At 72.5% G+C, this 19,108-nt stretch carries 19 protein-coding genes; 9 read left to right on the top strand and 10 right to left on the bottom strand.

What is annotated here, in order from left to right:
• Nucleotides 1-3: 3 nt before the first annotated feature.
• Nucleotides 4-1,206: an IS110 family RNA-guided transposase gene (locus Dvina_RS28280; RefSeq protein WP_223092370.1), complete on the bottom strand. Its 1,203-nt coding sequence runs from the start codon at nt 1,204-1,206 to the stop codon at nt 4-6.
• A gap of 224 nt (nt 1,207-1,430) precedes the next feature.
• Between Dvina_RS28280 and Dvina_RS28275 the strand changes: the two genes are divergently transcribed.
• The 3 genes from Dvina_RS28275 to Dvina_RS28265 are packed head-to-tail and all read left to right on the top strand — an operon-like array spanning nt 1,431 to nt 4,878.
• A complete protein-coding gene (locus tag Dvina_RS28275) occupies nt 1,431-2,759 on the top strand; it encodes an NtaA/DmoA family FMN-dependent monooxygenase (protein WP_223092369.1) in 1,329 nt (442 codons plus the stop codon).
• Entirely contained in the window at nt 2,756-3,787 is a 1,032-nt protein-coding gene (locus tag Dvina_RS28270; RefSeq protein ID WP_223092368.1) for an LLM class flavin-dependent oxidoreductase, read from the top strand. The genes Dvina_RS28275 and Dvina_RS28270 overlap by 4 nt, the downstream gene beginning before the upstream one ends.
• Nucleotides 3,784-4,878: an LLM class flavin-dependent oxidoreductase gene (locus tag Dvina_RS28265; RefSeq protein WP_223092367.1), complete on the top strand. Its 1,095-nt coding sequence runs from the start codon at nt 3,784-3,786 to the stop codon at nt 4,876-4,878. The genes Dvina_RS28270 and Dvina_RS28265 overlap by 4 nt, the downstream gene beginning before the upstream one ends.
• 18 nt (nt 4,879-4,896) lie before the next feature.
• Here the strand turns inward: Dvina_RS28265 and Dvina_RS28260 are convergent, their stop codons facing one another.
• The 7 genes from Dvina_RS28260 to Dvina_RS28230 form a co-directional block, all read right to left on the bottom strand.
• The gene (locus tag Dvina_RS28260) at nt 4,897-5,781 is read right to left on the bottom strand and encodes a hypothetical protein (protein WP_246655371.1); all 885 of its coding nucleotides are present in this window, start codon (nt 5,779-5,781) and stop codon (nt 4,897-4,899) included.
• Between the two features lie 75 nt (nt 5,782-5,856).
• Complete coding sequence (locus Dvina_RS28255) at nt 5,857-6,792, bottom strand: sulfotransferase family protein (protein WP_223092366.1); 936 nt, start codon at nt 6,790-6,792, stop codon at nt 5,857-5,859.
• Nucleotides 6,793-6,809: 17 nt separating this feature from the next.
• Nucleotides 6,810-7,649, bottom strand: coding sequence for a TauD/TfdA dioxygenase family protein (locus tag Dvina_RS28250; RefSeq protein WP_223092365.1), 840 nt, complete (start codon nt 7,647-7,649; stop codon nt 6,810-6,812).
• Nucleotides 7,646-8,395 carry an ABC transporter ATP-binding protein gene (locus Dvina_RS28245; protein WP_223092364.1) on the bottom strand — a complete coding sequence of 250 codons (750 nt, stop codon included), beginning with the start codon at nt 8,393-8,395 and terminating at the stop codon, nt 7,646-7,648. The genes Dvina_RS28250 and Dvina_RS28245 overlap by 4 nt, the downstream gene beginning before the upstream one ends.
• Nucleotides 8,382-9,407 carry a taurine ABC transporter substrate-binding protein gene (locus Dvina_RS28240; RefSeq protein ID WP_223092363.1) on the bottom strand — a complete coding sequence of 342 codons (1,026 nt, stop codon included), beginning with the start codon at nt 9,405-9,407 and terminating at the stop codon, nt 8,382-8,384. The genes Dvina_RS28245 and Dvina_RS28240 overlap by 14 nt, the downstream gene beginning before the upstream one ends.
• 14 nt (nt 9,408-9,421) lie before the next feature.
• Nucleotides 9,422-10,234: an ABC transporter permease gene (locus Dvina_RS28235; protein WP_223092362.1), complete on the bottom strand. Its 813-nt coding sequence runs from the start codon at nt 10,232-10,234 to the stop codon at nt 9,422-9,424.
• A gap of 79 nt (nt 10,235-10,313) precedes the next feature.
• The gene (locus Dvina_RS28230; protein WP_223092361.1) at nt 10,314-11,708 is read right to left on the bottom strand and encodes a cation:dicarboxylate symporter family transporter; all 1,395 of its coding nucleotides are present in this window, start codon (nt 11,706-11,708) and stop codon (nt 10,314-10,316) included.
• Between the two features lie 54 nt (nt 11,709-11,762).
• On the opposite strand from Dvina_RS28230, the gene Dvina_RS28225 reads away from it, so the two are divergent.
• From Dvina_RS28225 to Dvina_RS28215, 3 genes are read left to right on the top strand one after another with little or no spacing between them, the layout of a single operon-like run.
• Nucleotides 11,763-13,316, top strand: coding sequence for a sensor histidine kinase (locus Dvina_RS28225; RefSeq protein WP_223092360.1), 1,554 nt, complete (start codon nt 11,763-11,765; stop codon nt 13,314-13,316).
• Nucleotides 13,313-13,987, top strand: coding sequence for a response regulator (locus tag Dvina_RS28220; RefSeq protein WP_223092359.1), 675 nt, complete (start codon nt 13,313-13,315; stop codon nt 13,985-13,987). Before Dvina_RS28225 ends, Dvina_RS28220 begins: the two co-directional genes overlap by 4 nt.
• Nucleotides 13,975-14,307: a TraR/DksA family transcriptional regulator gene (locus tag Dvina_RS28215; protein ID WP_223092358.1), complete on the top strand. Its 333-nt coding sequence runs from the start codon at nt 13,975-13,977 to the stop codon at nt 14,305-14,307. Before Dvina_RS28220 ends, Dvina_RS28215 begins: the two co-directional genes overlap by 13 nt.
• A 72-nt stretch (nt 14,308-14,379) precedes the next feature.
• Here Dvina_RS28215 and Dvina_RS28210 read toward each other — a convergent pair whose 3' ends face one another.
• Together Dvina_RS28210 and Dvina_RS28205 are read right to left on the bottom strand one after the other, a co-directional pair.
• The gene (locus Dvina_RS28210) at nt 14,380-14,769 is read right to left on the bottom strand and encodes a hypothetical protein (RefSeq protein WP_223092357.1); all 390 of its coding nucleotides are present in this window, start codon (nt 14,767-14,769) and stop codon (nt 14,380-14,382) included.
• A 129-nt stretch (nt 14,770-14,898) separates the two neighbouring features.
• A complete protein-coding gene (locus Dvina_RS28205; RefSeq protein WP_223092356.1) occupies nt 14,899-15,423 on the bottom strand; it encodes a MarR family winged helix-turn-helix transcriptional regulator in 525 nt (174 codons plus the stop codon).
• Nucleotides 15,424-15,585: 162 nt separating this feature from the next.
• Between Dvina_RS28205 and Dvina_RS28200 the strand changes: the two genes are divergently transcribed.
• The 3 genes from Dvina_RS28200 (at nt 15,586) to Dvina_RS28190 (ending at nt 19,003) form a co-directional block, all read left to right on the top strand.
• The gene (locus Dvina_RS28200; protein WP_223092355.1) at nt 15,586-16,059 is read left to right on the top strand and encodes a hypothetical protein; all 474 of its coding nucleotides are present in this window, start codon (nt 15,586-15,588) and stop codon (nt 16,057-16,059) included.
• 81 nt (nt 16,060-16,140) lie between these two features.
• On the top strand, nt 16,141-16,329 hold the full coding sequence (locus Dvina_RS28195; RefSeq protein WP_223092354.1) for a DUF3072 domain-containing protein: 189 nt from the start codon (nt 16,141-16,143) through the stop codon (nt 16,327-16,329).
• A 583-nt stretch (nt 16,330-16,912) separates the two neighbouring features.
• Nucleotides 16,913-19,003 (top strand): PQQ-dependent sugar dehydrogenase, encoded by a 2,091-nt coding sequence (locus Dvina_RS28190; protein ID WP_223092353.1) that lies wholly within the window; start codon nt 16,913-16,915, stop codon nt 19,001-19,003.
• Nucleotides 19,004-19,108: the final 105 nt, after the last annotated feature.

Here is a 19,108-nt window from a genome sequence, read left to right as displayed (position 1 = left end):
GAGTCAAGAGGCGAGAGCAAAGTTTGCTTGGTAGGGCTGCCGGGTGCGCAGGATGGCGTGCAGGACGTTGATGCGTCGGCGGGCCAGGGCGATGAGGGCTTGGTGGTGCCGCTTTCCTTCGGCTCGTTTGCGGTCGTAGAAGGCGCGGCTGGCCGGGTCTCGTTGCAGGGCGCAGAACGCCGATTGGTAGAAGATGCGTTTGAGGGTTTTGTCGCCGGCGTTGGCGCGGCGCAGGTAGTGCATCTTGCCGGATTGTTGCAGCACGGGGGCGAGTCCGGCTGCGGAGGCGAGCTGGTTGCCGCTGGCGAATCGGCTGATGCCGCCTGCCACGGCGAGGAACTCGGCGGTCAGGGTGGCCCCCATCCCGGGCAGGGACTGGACGAGGGCCGCGTCAGGGTGGCGGGTGAGCGCCTCGGCGAGCCGGGCGTCGATCGCGGCGAGTTTGTCGCGGCCGGCGAGCACCTCGCGGGCGAGGTCACGCACGATGTCGGCAGCGACTGCCTCGCCGGGCACCGTGAGGTGCTGCCCGGTTGCGGCGGTCAGGGCTTTGTCGGCCAAGGCCGTGATGACGGCGGTGTTGTGCCGGCCGGTGGTGCGCAGGTAGGTGATGATCCGGTTGCGGCCGGCGCGGCGGATTTCGGCCGGGGTGACATAGCGGGCCAGCAGTGCGGCATCGGCTTTGTTGGTCGGGTCGAGCACGCGTTCGAGGCCGGGATGGATCGAGGCGAGCAGGTCCCGCAGCCGTGCGATGCGGCGGGTCTGATCGACCACGAGCTCCCGGCGGCGTCCGGCCAGCAGCCGCAGTTCGGCATCGGCGTCGGTGTCGGTGGTGACCGGGCGCAGTTCCTCGCGGCGCAGCCGGATCTGATCGGCGATCACCTTGGCATCGCGCGGATCCGACTTGTGCTCGCCACCGCGGGTGGCCCGCCGGGCCCGGTTGACTGCCAGCCCGGATACGTGGACCAGGTCCAAGCCGGCGTCGCTGAGCATGACCTGCAACAGCCCGGCGATCCCGCCGAGTACGTCGATCGCGACCGTCGCCGGGCCGTGATCGCCCTCGGCCGCGTGGATCTGGTCGATCAACTCATGGATCGCCGCCGGTTCGTTGGCTACCTTGCAGCTGGCCAGCAGTTTCCCGGTCTCGGTGTGCACGATGGCGGCCCAGTGCAGTTCCTTGGCCACATCGACTCCGACCGCGACAGCCATCTGACTCCCTTCTCCCATGGCCTGTCACCGCGCGCTCTTGCCGCCGTCAACGCCCTACACAGCGATGGATCGCAGAGCCCAATCAGCAGTCAGCAAGAGCAGACGAGGCAGGCGGCCATGCGTCCTGAACCATCGACGGCAGCCAGCATGAAAGCCATACCTGCCTCGCCCGCGTCAACCCAGATCAATATCAAACCTGGGCTCGCTATGAAAGGTAGGGCGGCATGAGCACGAAGCAGGTGATCCTCGCCGCGCACTTCCCCGGCGTCAACAACACCACGGTGTGGAGCGACCCGGCGTCCGGCAGCCAGATCGAGTTCGAGTCGTTCCGCCGCCTCGCGCAGACCGCCGAGCGCGGGAAGTTCGACTTTTTCTTCCTGGCCGAGGGGCTGCGCCTGCGCGAGCAGCGCGGCCGCATCCACGACCTCGACGTCGTCGGCCGGCCCGACAACCTGACGGTCCTGGCCGGGCTGGCCGCGGTCACCACCCACCTCGGGCTGACCGGCACGTTCAACTCGACGTTCAACGAGCCGCTCGAGCTGGCCCGCAAGCTCGCCTCGTTCGACCACCTGTCCGGCGGGCGGGCCGGCTGGAACGTCGTCACCTCCTGGGACGCGTTCACCGGCGAGAACTTCCGCCGCGGCGGCTACCTCGACCGCAACGACCGCTACTCCCGCGCGGCCGAGGTCCTGCAGACCGTCAGGGAGCTCTTCGCCACCTGGGCGGCCGACGAGATCGTCGCCGACCGTGCGGCCGGCGTCTGGTCGCGGCAGGCCGACCCCGGCGCGTTCGTCCACAAGGGACAGCACATCGACATCGCCGGGAACTTCCCGATCCCGCACAGCCCGCAGGGGCGCCCGGTGATCCTGCAGGCCGGCGACTCCGACGCCGGGCGCGAGTTCGCGGCCCGCGACGCCGACGCCATCTTCTCCCGGCACGGCACCCTCGAGGACGGCAAGGCGTTCTACGCCGACGTGAAGGGCCGCCTGGCCCGCCACGGCCGCCGGCCGGAGGACCTCAAGATCCTGCCCGCCAGCACGTTCGTGCTCGGCACCTCCGAGGCCGACGCGCAGGAGAAGGCCCACCACATCCGCCGCCAGCAGGTCAGCCCGCAGACCGCGATCCTGCTCGCCGAGCAGCTGTGGAACAAGGACCTCAGCGACCACGACCCGGAGGGCCCGCTGCCCGCGTTCGACCCGGCCCCGGAGCAGGACTCGATCATCAAGGGCCGGGCCGGGATGTTCGCCGACCCGGTGGCCACGGCCCGGCAGTGGCGGGCCCTCGCGGAGGAGAAGCACCTCGGCCTCCGCGACGTGGTCATCGAGGTGTTCGGCCGGCAGACGTTCATCGGCACCCCGCAGACGGTCGCCGCCACCATCGACGACTTCGTGCAGCAGGACGCCGCCGACGGCTTCATCATCGTCCCGCACATCGTGCCCGGCGGCCTCGACGAGTTCGTCGACACCGTCGTGCCGCTGCTGCAGGAGCGCGGGGTCTTCCGCGCCGAATACACCACCACGACGCTGCGCGAACACCTGGGGCTGGCGCGATGAAATTCCTGGCCATCACACTGATCGTCCACGACCGCACGAAGTCCCCGCGCGACCGGCTGCGCGAGGTCGTCGACAACGCCGTCTTCGCCGAGGAGGCGGGCTTCGACGGCTTCGGCGTCGGCGAGCGCCACGAGGCGCCGTTCATCTCCTCCTCGCCGCCGGTCGTGCTCAGCCACATCGCCGCCCGCACCAGCCGCATCCGGCTGTTCACCGCGGTCACCACGCTGAGCCTGCTCGACCCGGTCCGCGCCTACGAGGACTACGCGACACTCGACAACCTCTCCGACGGGCGGCTGGAGCTCATCGTCGGCAAGGGCAACGGCACCGCGCAGGCCCAGCTGTTCCACGTCACCACCGACGACCAGTGGGACCGCAACCGCGAGGGCTACGAGCTGTTCACCCGGCTCTGGCGCGAGGACCGGGTCACCTGGGAGGGGCGGTTCCGCCCGTCCCTGACCGACGCCGAGGTCCTGCCCCGCCCGCTGCAGCAGCCGATCCGCATCTGGCACGGCAGCGCCACCAGCAAGGCGTCGGTCGAGCTGGCCGCGCAGCACGGCGACCCGCTGTTCTCGGCAAACGTCACCAACCCGGTCGAGCCCTATGAGGAGCTCGTCCGGCACTACCGCGAACGGCTGGCCTTCCACGGCCACGACCCGTCGACGGCCCTCGTCGGGGCCGGCTCGGCCGGGACCTACGTCCACGAGCGGTCGCAGGTGGCGATCGACACGTACCGCCCGATCTTCAACGCCCGCCTGGAGACCTTCAAACGCTTCGGCGTCAAGCCGGTCTTCACCTCGATCGAGGACGCGATCGAGCGCAGCTCCATGCTCGTCGGCAGCCCGCAGCAGATCATCGACAAGGTCCACCGCTACCACGACCGCCTCGGCCACGAGGTGATGCACGTCCAGGCCGACGCCGACGGCCTCACCGACAAGCAGCACCGCGCGTCCCTCGAGCTGTTCCAGGCCGAGGTCGCCCCGGTGCTGCGCCGCGAGATCCCGAGCCGGCCCCTGGGGGTGCCGGCATGACGAACGTGCCGCTGTCCATCCTGGACCTGGCCCCGATCAGCTCGGGCTCCGACGCGGGCGCGGCGCTGCGCACGTCGATCGACGTGGCCCGCCGCGCCGACGCGCTCGGCTACACCCGCTACTGGGTCGCCGAGCACCACTTCGCCCGGGGCGTCGCCGGCGCCGCCCCGGCCGTGCTCATCGGCCTCATCGCCGCGGCCACCGACCGCATCCGGGTCGGCTCCGGCGCCGTGCAGGTCGGCTACCAGACCCCGCTGTCCGTCGTGGAGCAGTTCGGGATCGTCGACGCGCTGCACCCGGGCCGCATCGACCTGGGCCTCGGCCGCTCGGGCGGGCGCCCGACCCCGGTCACCGACGTCGCCGACCGGGTCGTCGACGGGCTGCTGATCCCGGCCCCGTTCGACTTCTCGACGCTGGCCGCCGGCCCGCGCTTCGCCGCCTACGCCACGCTGCTGCGCCAGCCGGGTGCCGAGCCGGCCCCGTTCCCGTCGATCGTCGACGACCTCCAGGCCCTCATCGCCGGCACCCTGCACCGCGCCGGCTACGACGTGCACGCCACGCCGGGCGAGGGCGCCAAGACGCAGCTGTGGGTGCTCGGCTCCAGCGGCGGGGAGAGCGCCCGCGTGGCCGGCGAGCGGGGCCTGCCGTTCGCCGCGAACTACCACGTGGCGCCGTCCAACGTGCTCGAGGCGGTGGAGGCCTACCGGTCCGCGTTCCGCCCCGGCGTCCTGGACCGCCCCTACGTCATGGTCTCGGCCGACGTCCTCGTGGCCGGCACCGCCGAGCGGGCCGCGCACCTGGGCTCGCCGTTCCGGCACTGGGTCCGCAGCATCCGGACGGGCACGGGCGCGATCCCGTACCCGACGCCGGCGGAGGCGGCCGCGCTGCCGTGGTCGGACGCGGACCAGGCGCTGGTCCGTGACCGGCTCGACACCCGCTTCGTCGGCACGGCCGATGCGGTGGCCGAGCGGCTGCAGACGCTGCGCCGGGTCACGCAGGCCGACGAGCTGCTTGTCACGACCATCACCCACGACCCGGCCGACCGGCTGCGCTCCTTCGAGCTCCTGGCGGAGGCCTGGCTCGGCGCCTGACCGCCGACGCCGACCGCCTCAGATCACCTCGGTGCGCAGCTCGTGGGCGCCGTCCGCGCGGGTCATCTCGTAGTAGAGGCGGCGCCGGCCGCCGGCGAGCGTGACAAGGGTGAGGTACCGCAGCCCGCCCGGTGCGTGCGGCGACGTGACCGGCTCGCCCCCGGTCGCGGTGAGCGCGCCGAAGGTGCCGGTGGCCACACCGGTGCGCTCCTCCCAGTTCTCCTCGGCGGTGGCGCGGCCGTCGTAGGTGGCCAGGACCCCGTCGCTGGTGGGCAGGACGGCGGAGACGCGCACGCCGCGCGCGTCCCAGGCGCCGGGCCGGCCGGTGAGGGCCACGCCCTGCCACTGCCAGGCGAGGCCGTCGGGGCTGGTGGCATACCAGGTGGACATGCGGTCGGCGTGCTCGTCCGACTCGAGCGGGTGGCACGACGCCCACAGGTGCCACCGGGCGCCGTCGAAGTGCACCACCGGGTCCTTGACGCCGACGGTGTGGTCGCCGGGCAGGACGGTCTTCGCGGGGGCGTCGGTGAGGTCCTCGGGGCGGTCGGCCTCGAGGACGTCGACGCGCCAGTGTTTGGTGCCGGGGGTGGCGACGCTCACGTACAGCCGCCAGCGGCCCTCGGGTGTGCGGACAAGCGCGGGGCGCTCCAGGGAGGCGCCGCCGAAGCGGTCCTTGTGCACCTCGGCGACCGGGGTGAACTCGACGCCGTCGGTGGAGCGGGCGACGACGTTGGCGTAGCCGCGGCCCTCGCCGATGGGGCGGCGCAGGCGATACGCGAGGTAGATGTCCTCGCCGTGCCGCCACGCGCTCGGGGCGCCCGCCCAGGTGCCGGTGCCCCCGTCCGGCGGGGCGACCGCCACCGTCGAGTCCTGGAGGCGGGGCAGCGGTGGCGGTACAGACAAGGTGGTTCCTCTCGGAGCGACGGTCGATGGCTTGAGGCTGACGCGGTCGAAGCTAACCCGGCCGGCCGCTGCGGGCTAGGGCCGGTAGCGGCTGGCGTGCTCGAGGCTGAGCCAGTCGGCGTAGGACTCCCCGCTCACGTCTTCGAGCTTGCGGATCTCATCGGCGAAACGAGGCAGCAGGGCCGCGCGTTGCGCCGGTGTCACGAACGGACGCGACTGGTGCCCGCGATGCAGCAGGTTGAGCAGCGGCGTGCGGAACACCTTGCGCACCGGCCGGGGGAAGCGGTGGCCGATGCGCCCGCCGGTGCGCAGCGCGAGACGGATTGCCGCATTCGCCGGCGTGTCGGCCACGAACGGCCGGACGTTGTCCGGCGGCGCCGCGCGCAGCCGGCCGGTCTCGACCCCGAGGAACGCGCACACCCGGTCGAGGGTGCCGGCGGGGTCGTCGCGCAGGTCGCGGTAGCGCAGGAGCAGCACCCGTTCGCGCGGGACGTGGCGCAGGAGGTGCTCGAGCTGGCTGCCGTAGCGCCCCAGGTCCGTGTAGTGCCAGAACGGGGCCCAGCCGGCCGCCTTGCGGCGCTGCTCGAGCTCGACCGCCCGCAGGAAGTCGGCCTCCGGCTCCAGGCCGGCGCCGAACAGGTGGGCCCAGTTGGAGTGGGCCCGGTCGACGGGGTCGCGCAGGACGAGGATCAGGCGGACGTCCGGCAGCAGCTTGGCGATGCGCTCGTGCGCGTCCAGGTCGTGCAGGTAGAACGGGGTCGCCTCACCCGTCAGCGCGCCGGGCGGGGCCGGGGCGAACAGGGCCTCGTAGTCCTCGCGCCGCCACACGTGCTCCTGGTAGGTCTGCACGTCGCCGGGGCCGCCGTGGCGCGGCGGGGGCCCGTCGGTCAGGAAGAACTTGGGCTCCTTGACCGCGGAGAGGTACAGCTGCGGGTGCGGTGCCAGTGCGGCGTGCAGTGCCGAGGTGCCGGCCTTGGGCACCCCGGCGATCAGGAAGTCGGGCCGGGCCATCGCCACAGCTATTCCCCTTATCCGATCGGACCAATCGGGATATCACCCCGGAGTGTAATGCGGTGCATGACCCGCCGCTCACTTCCGTAGTCCCGGTTGGCGTAGTGGGCGGTGCTGCGGTTGTCCCACATCGCCACGTCACCGGCCCGCCAGCGGTGCCGCACGATGTGTTCGGGCTTGGTCAGGTGGGCGTAGAGCAGGTCGAGGATCCCGCGGCTCTCCGCCTCCGAGACGCCCACGATGTGGGAGGTGAAGCCCGGGTTGACGAACAGCCCGCGCCGCCCGGTCTCCGGGTGCACCCGCACGACGGGGTGCTCGACCGGGTCGAGGCGGGTGACCACCTCGCCGTCCCACTCGTTGCCCCGCCCGCCGCGGCGCTGGGCCAGGTAGTAGCCGAACTCGCGGTTGCCGTCGTGGACCGCGACGAGCTGATCGGCCAGCCGCCGCACCGGCGCCGACAGCGACTCGTAGGCGAGCTGGCTGTCCGCCCAGTTCGTGTCGCCGCCGGTCGCGGGCAGCGTGACCGCGCGCAGGATCGAGCCGAGCGGCGGGCGGCGCACGAATGTCACGTCGGTGTGCCACACGTCGGCGAAGCCGCCGTCGCTGCTGTCCAGCGCGTACACCTCGGGGTGGGCCTCGTCGACGCCGCCGACCACCGGGTGCGAGGCGGTGAGCTCGCCGAGGCGCCGCCCGAGGCGCACGTGCCCGTCGTCGTCGAGCGGCTGGTCGCGGAAGAACAGCACCTTGTGCTCGACGAGCGCCGCCCGCACCTCGGCGATCGTCTCGTCGCTCGCCCGGTCGAGGTCGATGTCGTGGACCTCGGCGGCGAAGCGCGGCCCGAGTGGCTCCAGTTTCATACAGTGCTCCTGACCTCGGCGCGGTATGCGGTGAACTCGGGTGCCCGGCGCAGCTCCTCGGCGTCGACGCCGGCCCGGGGCAGGTCGATCGGCACGTCGAGCGCGACGCGCCCCGGCCGTTGCGTCAGCACGACGACCCGGCTGCCCAGGAACACCGCCTCGTCGACGCTGTGGGTGACGAAGATGCACGTGCGCCCGCTCGCGGCGGAAACCTGGCGCAGGTCCTCCTGCAGTCGCTCGCGGGTCAGCGCGTCCAACGCGGCGAACGGTTCGTCGAGCAGCAGCAGCGGATTCGGTACCGCCAGAGCCCGCGCCAGCGCCACCCGTTGCTGCTGGCCACCCGAGATCTGCCAGGTCCGCCGGTTCGCGACGTCGGGCAGCCCCACCCGCTCCAGCAGCTCGCCGACGCGGGCCGGGCGGTCCTCGCGGGGCACGCCGGCGTAGCGCAGCGCCAGCTCGACGTTGCCGCCGACGGTCTTCCACGGCAGCAGCCGGGGTGCCTGGAAGACCAGGCCCGCCCCGCGCCCGGGCACCGGCTGCGCCCCGTTCACCCGCACGCGTCCGGCGCTTGGCTGCTCGAACCCGGCGATGAGGCGCAGCAGCGTGCTCTTCCCGCAGCCCGACGCCCCGACCAGCACCAGGAACTGCCCGGCCGGGACGGTGAGGCGCACCGGGCCGAGCGCCGTCACCGCCCCGTAGCGGTGCTCGACGTCCTCGATGTCGACGGCGGGCTCAGGAGAGGACACCGGGCAGGCCCCTGGTGTAGATGGCCTTCTCGACGGCGGAGGCGTCCGGGACCGCGTCGATCTTGTTCTGCGCCTTCAGGAACTGGGCCGCCGCGAGCAGGTTCTTCGCCAGATCCCCGACGTTGCCGTCGGTGCCGAGCCACTCCTGCGAGTACAACTCGGAGGGTTTGAGGAACACGCCCTGGCTCAGCTGATGCTTGGCGTCGGCGGCGGAGATGTTGAGCTCCTTGCCGACCGCCTCGGCGGCGGCGTCGGGCTGCTGGGCGATGATGTCGAGGGCCTTCGCCTCGGCCTTGCGCCAGGCGTCGACGGCGTCGGGGTGGGCGTTGGCGAACGCGGCCGACACGACGCCGAGGTCGAGGGTCGGCTTGCCCGCGGTGGCCAGCTGCCGGCTGGAGATGAGCACCTTGCCGGTCTTCTTGAGCTCGTCGAGCGACGGCAGCCAGGTGTAGGCGGCGTCGAGGTCACCGCGGGCCCAGGCGGCCTGGATGTCCTGCGGCTCGAGGTCGACGATCGTCAGCTCCGACTCCTTGACGCCGGCCTGGTTGAGCGCGGCGAGGAGGCTGTAGTGCGCGGTGGACGCGAACGGCGTGGCCACCTTGTGCCCGCGCAGGTCGGCGACCGACGAGATGTTGGTGCCGTTGCGGGCGACGAGTGCCTCGTTGTCGCCGGCCACGTCGAGGACGAACGCGACCTGGTACGGGATGTTCAGCGGGGCCGACAGCCCGCGTGCGACAGGGCTGGAGCCGATGGCCGCGATGTCGATGCTGCCGGCGACGAACGCGGTGTTGATGCTGGCTCCGGAGTCGAACTTGGTCCACGTGATCGTGTAGTCGGGCAGCGCCTTCTCGAGCAGGCCCTGGTTCTTGACGATCAGGTCGCCGGACGGGAATGCCTGGTACGCCAGCCGGATGGTCTTGCGGGAGGCGTCCTTGTTGCCGGCGGCCGCGCCGTTGCCGCAGGCGGTGAGCGTCAGGACGGCCGCGGTGGCCAGTGCGAGGAACTTCTTCAAGGGGGGATTCCTTCTCAGGAGCGACCGCGCCACGGAATGAGGCGCTGTTCGATCAGGCGGAGCCCGGCGTCGATGGCGAGCCCGGAGAGGCCGATGGCGAAGAGGCCGAGGACGACGACGTCGGTCTGGGAGTACCGCTGGGCGTCGCGGACCATGCCGCCGATGCCCGGGACGCCGTTGATGGTCTCGGCCGCCACCACGGAGGAGTAGGCGATGCCGACGGCCAGCCGGATGCCGGTGAAGATCTCCGGCAGCGCGCTGGGCAGCACCACGTCGCGGATCGACTCCCAGCGGCCGGCGCCGAGCGCGCGGACCGCCTCGACCAGGGCGGTGGGGGCGGAGCCGACGGCGGACGCGGTGGCCACGGCGACGGGCGGCAGCGCGGCGATCGACAGCAGCCACAGCTTCGGCGTCTCGTCGATGCCGAACCAGATGATGAACAGGCTGAAGTACGCCAGCGGCGGCAGCGCCCGCACGAACGTGACGACCGGCTCGGTGACGACCCGCACCCAGGCGACGGTGCCCATCACGACGCCGACGAGCAGGCCGCCGGCGACGCCGATGGCCGAGCCGATGAGGATCCGGCGCAGGCTGACGCCGAGGTGCTCGATGAGGGTGTACCCGCTGTAGCCGTCGGTCGACGTCTGGACGAGCCGGTGCCAGACCGCGGCCGGGGCCGGGATGAACGCCGGATTGTCCATGACGGTGGCCGTGAGCTGCCACAGCACGGCGAGCCCGGCCAGGGCGGCCAGCCGCAGGCCCCAGGCCCGGCGCCGGGGGCGCGATGCGGTGCCGGGTGCGCGCTCGGCGGTCGCGGGCAAATTCATGCCGAGACGGTAGACAATAGGGGCGCCGCCGGTCAACTCCCTATAGGAATAATAGGGAATTGCCGGCGGCGCGGGTGGCTCAGGCGGCCGGTGTCGGCTGGTGCGGGACGGCCGGCTCCGGCGTCTCGGCGGGCTCGGCGCCCGGGCCGTGGTCGTGGTCGTCGACCATGGTGGTCTCGTCGAACGGCAGCCGGCCGGCGAGGACCTCGTCGCAGCGCTGCCTGTCGAAGTCGCCGGTCCACTTGCCGACGAGGACCGTCGCCACCGCGTTGCCGGCGAAGTTGGTCAGGGCCCGGGCCTCGGACATGAACCGGTCGATGCCGACGATGAGCCCGACGCCGTCGACGAGCTCGGGGCGGTGTGCCTGCAGGCCGCCGGCGAGGGTGGACAGGCCGGCGCCGGTGACCCCGGCCGCGCCCTTCGACGCGATGATCATGAACAGCAGGAGCGAGATCTGCTGGCCGATGCTCAGGGGCCGGCCGAGCGCGTCGGCGATGAACAGAGAGGCCATCGTCAGGTAGATGGCGGTGCCGTCGAGGTTGAAGGAGTACCCCGTCGGGACCGTGAGGCCGACCACCGTGCGGGACACGCCGGCGTGCTCCATCTTCGCGATCAGCCGGGGCAGCGCCGACTCCGACGACGACGTGCCCAGGATCAGCAGGAACTCCCGGGCGAGGTACTTCAGCAGCAGCAGGATGTTGATCCCGGCCACCGCGCGCAGCAGGACGCCCAGCACGACGAACACGAAGATGGCGCAGGTCAGGTAGAAGCCGGCCATGATCTGCAGCAGGCTCTCGATCGCGGCCCAGCCGCCGGCGCCGACGACCGCGGCGATGGCGCCGAACGCGCCGATCGGGGCCAGCCACATGATCATGGCGAGGACCCGGAACACCAGCTTCTGCACGTAGCCGATCCCGGTGACGATCCTCTGCCCGGCCGGGCCGATCGAGTGCAGCGCGAAGCCGGTGAGCAGCGCCACCAGCAGCGCCTCCAGGACCTCGCCGGACGTCAGCGCGGAGAAGAAGCTGGTCGGGATGATCCCGAGCAGGAAGTCGGTCGTCGACCCGGAGCCGCTGGCCGCCGACTTCTCGGCCGCCGCCTTCGCCGCGTCGGTCAGGTGCAGGTTGGAGCCGGGCTGCAGGATGTTGCCGACGACCAGGCCGACCGCGAGCGCGACCGTCGACATGACCAGGAAGTATCCGAGGGCCAGGCCGCCGACCTTGCCGACCCGGGCGACCTGGCGCACCGAGCCGATGCCGAGCACGATCGTGCAGAAGATGATCGGGCTGATCATCATCTTGATCAGGTTGACGAAGCCGGTCCCCAGCGGCTTCATCTCCAGGGCCGTCTTCGGCCAGAGCAGGCCGAACGCGGCGCCCAGGATGACCGCGACGATCACGGCCAGGTACAGCAGGTGTGTACGGTCGCGCCGTCGGGCGGGGGCGGCGGCGGTCGCGTTCTGCGGGGGTGTCATACCGCAAGCGTTCTCGTTTGAGTGACCCCGGTCACTGTTGCGTACATTGCGTACATGTCACCACGGCGTTGGAGCCTGGCCCAGCAGCTGCTCGGCCTCCAGCTGACGGTCATCACCGTCCTCGTCACCGGGACCCTCGCCGGCGCCTACGTCCAGGCCGACCGGGCCAGCCTCGACGCGGCCCGGCAGAAGGTCCTCGGCATCGCCTGGACCGTCGCCGACTCCCCGTCGGTGCGCGACGGGCTCGCCGCCCCCGACCCGACAGCCGTCCTGCAGCCGCTCGCCGACCGCCTCAACCGCGACGCCGAGACCGACTTCGTCGTCGTCATGACCACGGGTGGCATCCGGTACACCCACCCGGATCCGCGCCAGATCGGCGGGCACTTCCTCGGCAACATCGACGACGCGGTCGCCGGCCGCTCGCTCACCGAGACCTACACCGGCACCCTCGGCGCCTCGATGCGGGCCGTCGTGCCGGTGCGCGACGGCGAGCGGGTCGTCGGCCTGGTGTCCGTGGGCATCCGGCTCACGTCCGTCGCCCAGCAGGTCCGCGCCCGCATCCCGTCGCTGCTCGTCACCGCCGCCCTGGCCCTGCTCCTGGCCGGGGCCGGCTCCTGGCTGGTCAGCCGCTGGGTGCGCCGCCAGACCCACGACCTCGGCCCGGCGCAGCTGGCCCGGATGTACGAGTTCTACGACGCCGTCCTGCACGCCGTCCGCGAGGGCCTGCTGCTGCTCGACCGCCAGGGCCGCCTGCTGCTCGCCAACGACGAGGCCCGCCGCCTGCTCGGCCTCGACGAGTCGGCCCTGGGCCGCCCGATCGGTGCCGAGGGCCTGCTCGGTGTGCTGGCCGAAGGGGTGCCGCGCACCGACGAGATCCACCTCGCCGGCGACCGGGTCCTCGTCGTCAACCAGGCGCCGGCCGGGGCCGGGATGGTCGTCACCCTGCGCGACCACACCGACCTGCAGGCCCTGACCGGCGAGCTCGACTCGGTCCGCGGCTTCACCGAGTCGCTGCGGGCCCAGGCCCACGAGGCCGCCAACCGCCTGCACACCGTCCTGTCGCTCATCGAGCTCGGCCGCACCGCCGAGGCGATCGAGTTCGCCGGCGCCGAGCTGGCCGTCGCCCAGCGCCTCACCGACCGGGTCGTCGGCGCCGTGCGGGAGCCGGTCCTGGCCGCGCTGCTGCTGGGCAAGGCGGCCCAGGCGGCCGAGCGCGGCGTCGAGCTCGAGGTCGCCCCGGACGCCGAGGTGCCCGAGGCCGCCCTCCCGCCCGGCGACCTCGTCACCATCGTCGGCAACCTGCTCGACAACGCGATCGACGCCGCCGTCGCCGCCCCGCCCCCGCGCCGGGTGTCCTTCTCGGCGGTCCGGCACGGCGGCTCCCTGACCCTGCGCGTCACCGACAGCGGCCCCGGCCTCGACCCGGCCGACGTCAGCCGCGCCTTCGAGCGCGGCTGGTCCACCAAGGGCGCCGCCCACGCGACAGCCCCGACCGGCCGGGGCCTCGGCCTGGCCCTCGTCGGGCAGGCGGTGCACCGCCACGGCGGCGACATCGAGGTGGACGGGTCGGCGTTCACGGTCCGGGTGGCTGTGGGAGTACCGGCGTGATCCGGGTACTGGTGGTCGAGGACGAGCCGATCGCGGCCGACGCGCACGCGATGTACGTCGAGCGGGTCCCGGGCTTCACGGTCGCCGCGAAGACCGGCACCGCCGCGGAGGCACTGCGCCTGCTGGTGAAGGAGCGTGTCGATTTGGTACTGCTGGACCTCAACCTGCCCGACATGCACGGCATGGACGTGGTGCGGGCCATGCGCGCCGCGGGCCACCCGGCCGACGTGATGGCGGTGACCTCCGCCCGCGACCTGGACGTCGTGCGCGCCGCCGTCTCGCAGGGGATCGTGCACTACCTGCTGAAGCCCTTCGCGTTTCCAGCGCTGCGGGACAAGCTGGAGCGGTACCGTCAATATCGCTCACAACTGGACCGCGCCGAGTCCGTCGCCGACCAGAACGAGGTCGACGTCCTGCTGGCCACCCTGCGCGGCCAGTCCCCGACCCACCTGCCCAAGGGCATGAGCCCCGAGTCCCTCTCGGCCGTCGCCGACCTGATCCGCGCCGCGGCGGGCGGCCTGTCCGCGGCGGAGGTCGCCCTGTCACTGCACGCGTCCCGCGTCACCGCCCGCCGCTACCTGGAGTACCTGGCCGAGCGCGGCGCGGCCGCCCGCCACCTGCGCTACGGCAACGCGGGCCGGCCGGAGGTGGAGTACCGATGGATACCCTGAAGGCCGCCCTCGAGGACCGGCGCCGGGCCCTGGCGGCGGAGATCGCGGCGCTGGAGGCGGATCTGCGGGCGGTCTTCGAGGCGTCCCGCGAATCCAACGCCGACGACGAGCACGACCCGGAGGGCAGCACCATCGCCTACGAGCGCGCCCAGCTCAGCGCCGTCCTCACCTCGGCCCGGCGGCGCCTGGGCGAGCTGGACGACGCACTGACCCGCCTGGCCGCCGGCACCTACGGCACCTGCACGGTCTGCGGCCGCCCCATCCCACCCGAGCGCCTGGCCGCCCGCCCGTCCGCGCAGACCTGCGTCGCCTGCGCCTGAACCCCGACTGGAGCATCGACTGGAAACGGCCGGGCGCCCCTCCACAGGCGTCCGGCCGTTGCTTGATGGGCCTCAGCTGGCCGCGGTCAGCTCCGCGTCGCTGCCGCTGAACTCGGTGCCGGAGACGAAGGCGTTGTCGAAGCGGGCCTTGAGGGCGTCGAGCTCGGAGAACTCGGCCTGGTGCGAGGACTCGCCGCCCTCGGCGGTGAAGACGCGGTCGTCGACCGAGGCGTCGTGGCTGTAGTTCGTGTAGTCGTCGGACTCGAAGTGCACGGCGCCGGGCGCGTCGTACTCGACGTGCTGGCCCTGCGAGAAGTCGGTGGACTCGGCCGCGTGGTGGTCCTGCTCGTACACGCCGAACCGGCTGTCGTGGTCCGCCTCGGACCCTTCGGCCTGGTGCAGCTGGTCGAGCTCGCCCGACTCCTGCCCGGCCTCGTACTGCCCGTAGTCGACGTCGCTCATCTGTATCTCCCTGGAACGTTCGTTGTCGGTGTTGACACGAACGTTAGGGCGACCGCGACCTGCTCGAATCCCGGAAACGTGCCAGCGGGCGGACCTACGCTCGCCGGCTGACGCAAGCCCGGGGCTGCCTCAAGCGCCGGGCCGCCGCCCGCTGCGCCGCCGCGCGGGTGGCGCCCCGGCGAGCAGCTCCAGCCGCCGCTGCTCCCCGCACGTCTGGACCTGCCGCACCATCTGGCGCAGCCCGGCCGCGACGAGCCCGCACTCGGCGTCGCTCAGCCCGGCGCTGACGAACGCCTCCTCGGCGGCGAAGCGCGGCACCAGGTCCCGCATCAGCTCGACACCGTCGCCGGTGAGCGCGAGCAGCAGCAGCCGCCCGTCGTCGGGGTGCTCGATCCGCGCGAGGAGCCCCCGCGCCTCGAGCGTCCGCACCACCCCGGTCAGCGTCCCCTTGGCGATCCCGGCCGCCGCGGCGACGTGCCGGGACTCCAACTGCCCGCCGTCCAGCAGCACCCGCAGCACCCCGAACGACGTCCAGGTCAGCCCGGCCGCCCGCAGCGCGGTGTTCTCCAGGTGCTGGCGAACGGCCGTCGCGGCCCGGTAGAGCCCGGCGACGAGCCCATCACCGGCCTCGACCGTCGAGCGTCGGCCCGGCATGCGCGCTCCTTTGCCCTGTGCCCGTTCATCGCGTCCGGCCGCGGTTCGTTTGGCCTCAAATAGCGTATGGACGCGGGCGCCTCCCGGCAGCCGCAGCACCGCCCGCCGCGCCGACCCGAACACACTTCTTACACAAGCGGCCCTCCCGTACCCGCCCGGGCGGTGGCGTTTCAGCGCCGGTGGGGCGGTCTGGCCCTGCCGCCCGCGCCGGCGTACGACGGCGGGCCACGGCTGTTCGCCGCCGACACGCCGGAGCCGGCCGGGGCGGGCGCCTGGATGTTCGAGACGGGCCCGCAGCGCACGGCGGTGCCGTACTCGTTCGTGATCGGCCCCGACGATGCGTTCGGCCTGGCCGCCGGGGCCGTTGTCGCCCTGCACGACTCGATCGAGGGGTGGATCGAGTCGGTGGCCCTGGCTCACGAGGTGGCGGGCCGGGCGCGGCAGATCACCACACTGACCGGCCCCGAGGCGGACGCCGTGGCGCTGGCCGGCCTGACACCGATCCCCGAGGTGCGGGGCCGGGCCGACACCTGGTGGTGGCGGGACCCGGACACCCTCGTGGCCGCGTACGGCGGGGAGGCGGCGGCCCTGGACTTTCCGGCCGGGCGGACGGTGCGCGTGTACTCCCTCCGGTAGCGGCTGGACATTCGGGGCGGGTGACCATGATTCGTCCCGGTCCGGGCGGGGTATGCAACAGGCGTTCGAAGGGAGAACACCATGACTGACCGCAACCCTGAGAAGGACCCGGCCGACTGGGTGACCGGGGACGAGCCGATGACCGGTCCGCAGGAGTCGTATTTGGGAACCCTGGCCCGCGAGGCCGGCGAGGAGGTCCCCGAGGACCTCACGAAGGCCGAGGCGTCGCAGATGATCGACGACCTGCAGGAGGAGACCGGCCGCCGCTGACGGCCCCGGACGGCGCTGGATCACGGTCGGACCCTCCCACGGGGAGGACCTGCTCCGACCGTGACCAACGCCAACATCGCCGGCTGCGCTGAGCCCCCTGTCGAGCCTCTCCAGGGGCCGCCTGCTCGACCCGCCGCCCGCCGCCCGCCGTCGTTCGCCGCGCAGCCGCTGCCGCCGGTCACGCACCGGCCACCCGCCCGGCGCCGCGCCCCGCCCGCATCGGCCCGGGCCAACCGCGTCTCGGCTCCAGCCGCTGCTCAACCGCCCGCCGCGGCCGATCCGACGCCGCTGTGTGGTCACTCGATCCTGCGCGTTGCCCGGGCGGCCCCCGCCTGCCTGGAGCCGCGCGCGCCCGGCGTCCGCAGCGGATCTCTGCCATAGCGGAAGGTTTGTGGGTCCTTATTTCTTCCGTCAGCGTTTGACACGCCGCGATCGTGCATCTTCGATGGTGAATGTCCGGATACGGGGGGCGGTCCGCCAGCCGTCCCCGCCGGCGCTTTTCGATGCGGCAGTCGCCGGAGCGCGTGTACGCGCAGACCTGACCTGACCCCTGGCGGGGCCATGGCTTGTGGAGGACCAGCGGATGGGATCGAGCACGGCAGTACGGCGGCGGCGGTTGCGGGTCGGGCTCGGGGCGGTGCTGCTGGCCCTCGCGGTCGGCGGGGTCGGGGCGGCCGTGCTGGTGCCGGCCGAGGCCGCGACGGGGACGACGATCGTCAGCGTGGCCTCCGGGCGGTGCCTCGACGTGGTCGGGCAGAACCAGGCCGACAAGACCGGCGTCAACATCTACGACTGCAACGGGCAGGCGAACCAGGGCTGGACCTACACGGCGGCCCAGGAGCTGCGGGTGTACGACTCCGCGAAGTGTCTCGACGTGGCCGGGCAGGACACGACCGCGCCGGCGACGGCGCAGATCTACACCTGCAACGGGCAGGCGAACCAGAAGTGGCGGTTCGCGGCCAACGGGTCCATCGTCGGCGTGCAGTCCGGGCTGTGCCTCGACGTGACCGGGGCGGCCACCGCGAACAGCACCCTGGTCAACCTGTGGACGTGCAACGGGCAGAGCAACCAGCAGTGGCGCACGACGCTCGGCAACGCCGACACGCAGGCGCCGACCGTGCCGGGGAGTCCGCGGGTCAGCGACCTCGCCTGCGACGCGGTGACGTTCGCCTGGAACGCCTCCACGGACAACGTGGGCGTGGCGTTCTACGACGTGTACCACGACGGGCAGCTGATGAAGTCCGTCCCGGGCAACACGCTGTCGACGAGCCTCACGGTCGTCGCCGGCGTCACCTGGGGCCTGTACGTCAACGCGCGGGACGCGGCAGGCAACGTCTCCCAGGCCAGCACCACCGTGCCGATCACGCCGCCGCAGTGCCAGGCCGACACGCAGGCGCCGAGCGCGCCCGGGAACCTGACGGCCTCGGCGTCCGGGACCACTGTCACACTGCAATGGTCCGCCGCGACGGACAACGTCGGCGTGCGGGCCTACGACATCTACCGCAATGACGCCAAGGTCGGCACGGTGACCGGCACGGCTACCACCGCGCCCGGGACGAGCTTCATCGACAGTGCGCTGACCGGCAGTACGACCTATCGGTATTTCGTCGTCGCCCGGGACGCCCAGGCCAACGTGTCGGGGCACAGCAACACCGCCACCGTCACGACCGGGGCCTCGTGCGGCAGCCCGGTGTGCGCGGTGACCCAGGTCGGCACCGACACCGACATCCCGTGGGGACTCGTCACGCTGCCGGACGGCAGCCTGCTGTACACGCGGCGCGACGCCCACAACATCGTCCGCCTCAACCCGGCGACGGGCGCGCGGACCGTGGTCGGGACGGTGCCGAACGTCCAGAGCACCGACGGCGAGGGCGGACTGCTCGGCCTCGCGATCTCCAGCGGGTTCGCGAGCGACCACTGGCTGTACATCATGCACACGTCGCCGGCCGACAACCGGATCGTGCGGATCAAGCTCAACGGCGACGCGCTCGACACTGCGAGCGAGCAGGTGCTGCTCAGCGGCATCCTGCGCAACAAGTTCCACGACGGCGGGCGGCTGCGGTTCGGGCCGGACGGGAAGCTGTACGCGTCGACCGGTGATGCGCAGAACGGCGACAACGCACAGAACACCAACAGCCTGAACGGCAAGATCCTGCGGCTGAACCCGGACGGCTCGGTGCCGTCGGACAACCCGTTCGGCAACTACGTGTGGAGCTATGGGCATCGCAACCCCCAGGGGCTCGCGTTCGACTCGCAGGGACGGCTGTGGGAGCAGGAGTTCGGCAACTCGATCATGGATGAGACGAACCTGATCACGAAGGGCGGCAACTACGGCTGGCCGGCGTGTGAGGGCACCTCGGGCACCTGCGGCACCGCCGGATACATCGCGCCGAAGCGGACGTACCCCACGGCCGAAGGCTCCTGCTCCGGCATCGCCGTGGTCCGGGACGTCGTCTACATCGCCTGCGAGCGTGGCACCCGCCTGTACCGCGCCCCGATCAGCGGCAGCGACCTGCCCGCCGCCGCGGTGTACTTCAACGGCACCTACGGGCGGCTGCGGACCGTCGAACCGGCCCCGGACGGCGGGCTGTGGCTGACCACCTCCAACCTCGGCGACAAGGACAGCACCCCGGACAACAGCGACGAGAAGGTCCTGCACGTGACGCTCGGCTGACCGCCGCCCCGCGAGGCCCGGCGCCGGGCACCGATCCGGCGCTGGACCTCGCGGCGGCGAGCCAGCGGCAGACCGGCCGGGCCGGGCCGCCGCGCGCCGCACGCC

It is taken from the genome of Dactylosporangium vinaceum, from assembly GCF_019904175.1.
In the GTDB taxonomy this organism is placed as follows: domain Bacteria; phylum Actinomycetota; class Actinomycetes; order Mycobacteriales; family Micromonosporaceae; genus Dactylosporangium; species Dactylosporangium vinaceum.
This window is presented reverse-complemented; position numbering and strand designations above follow the sequence as displayed.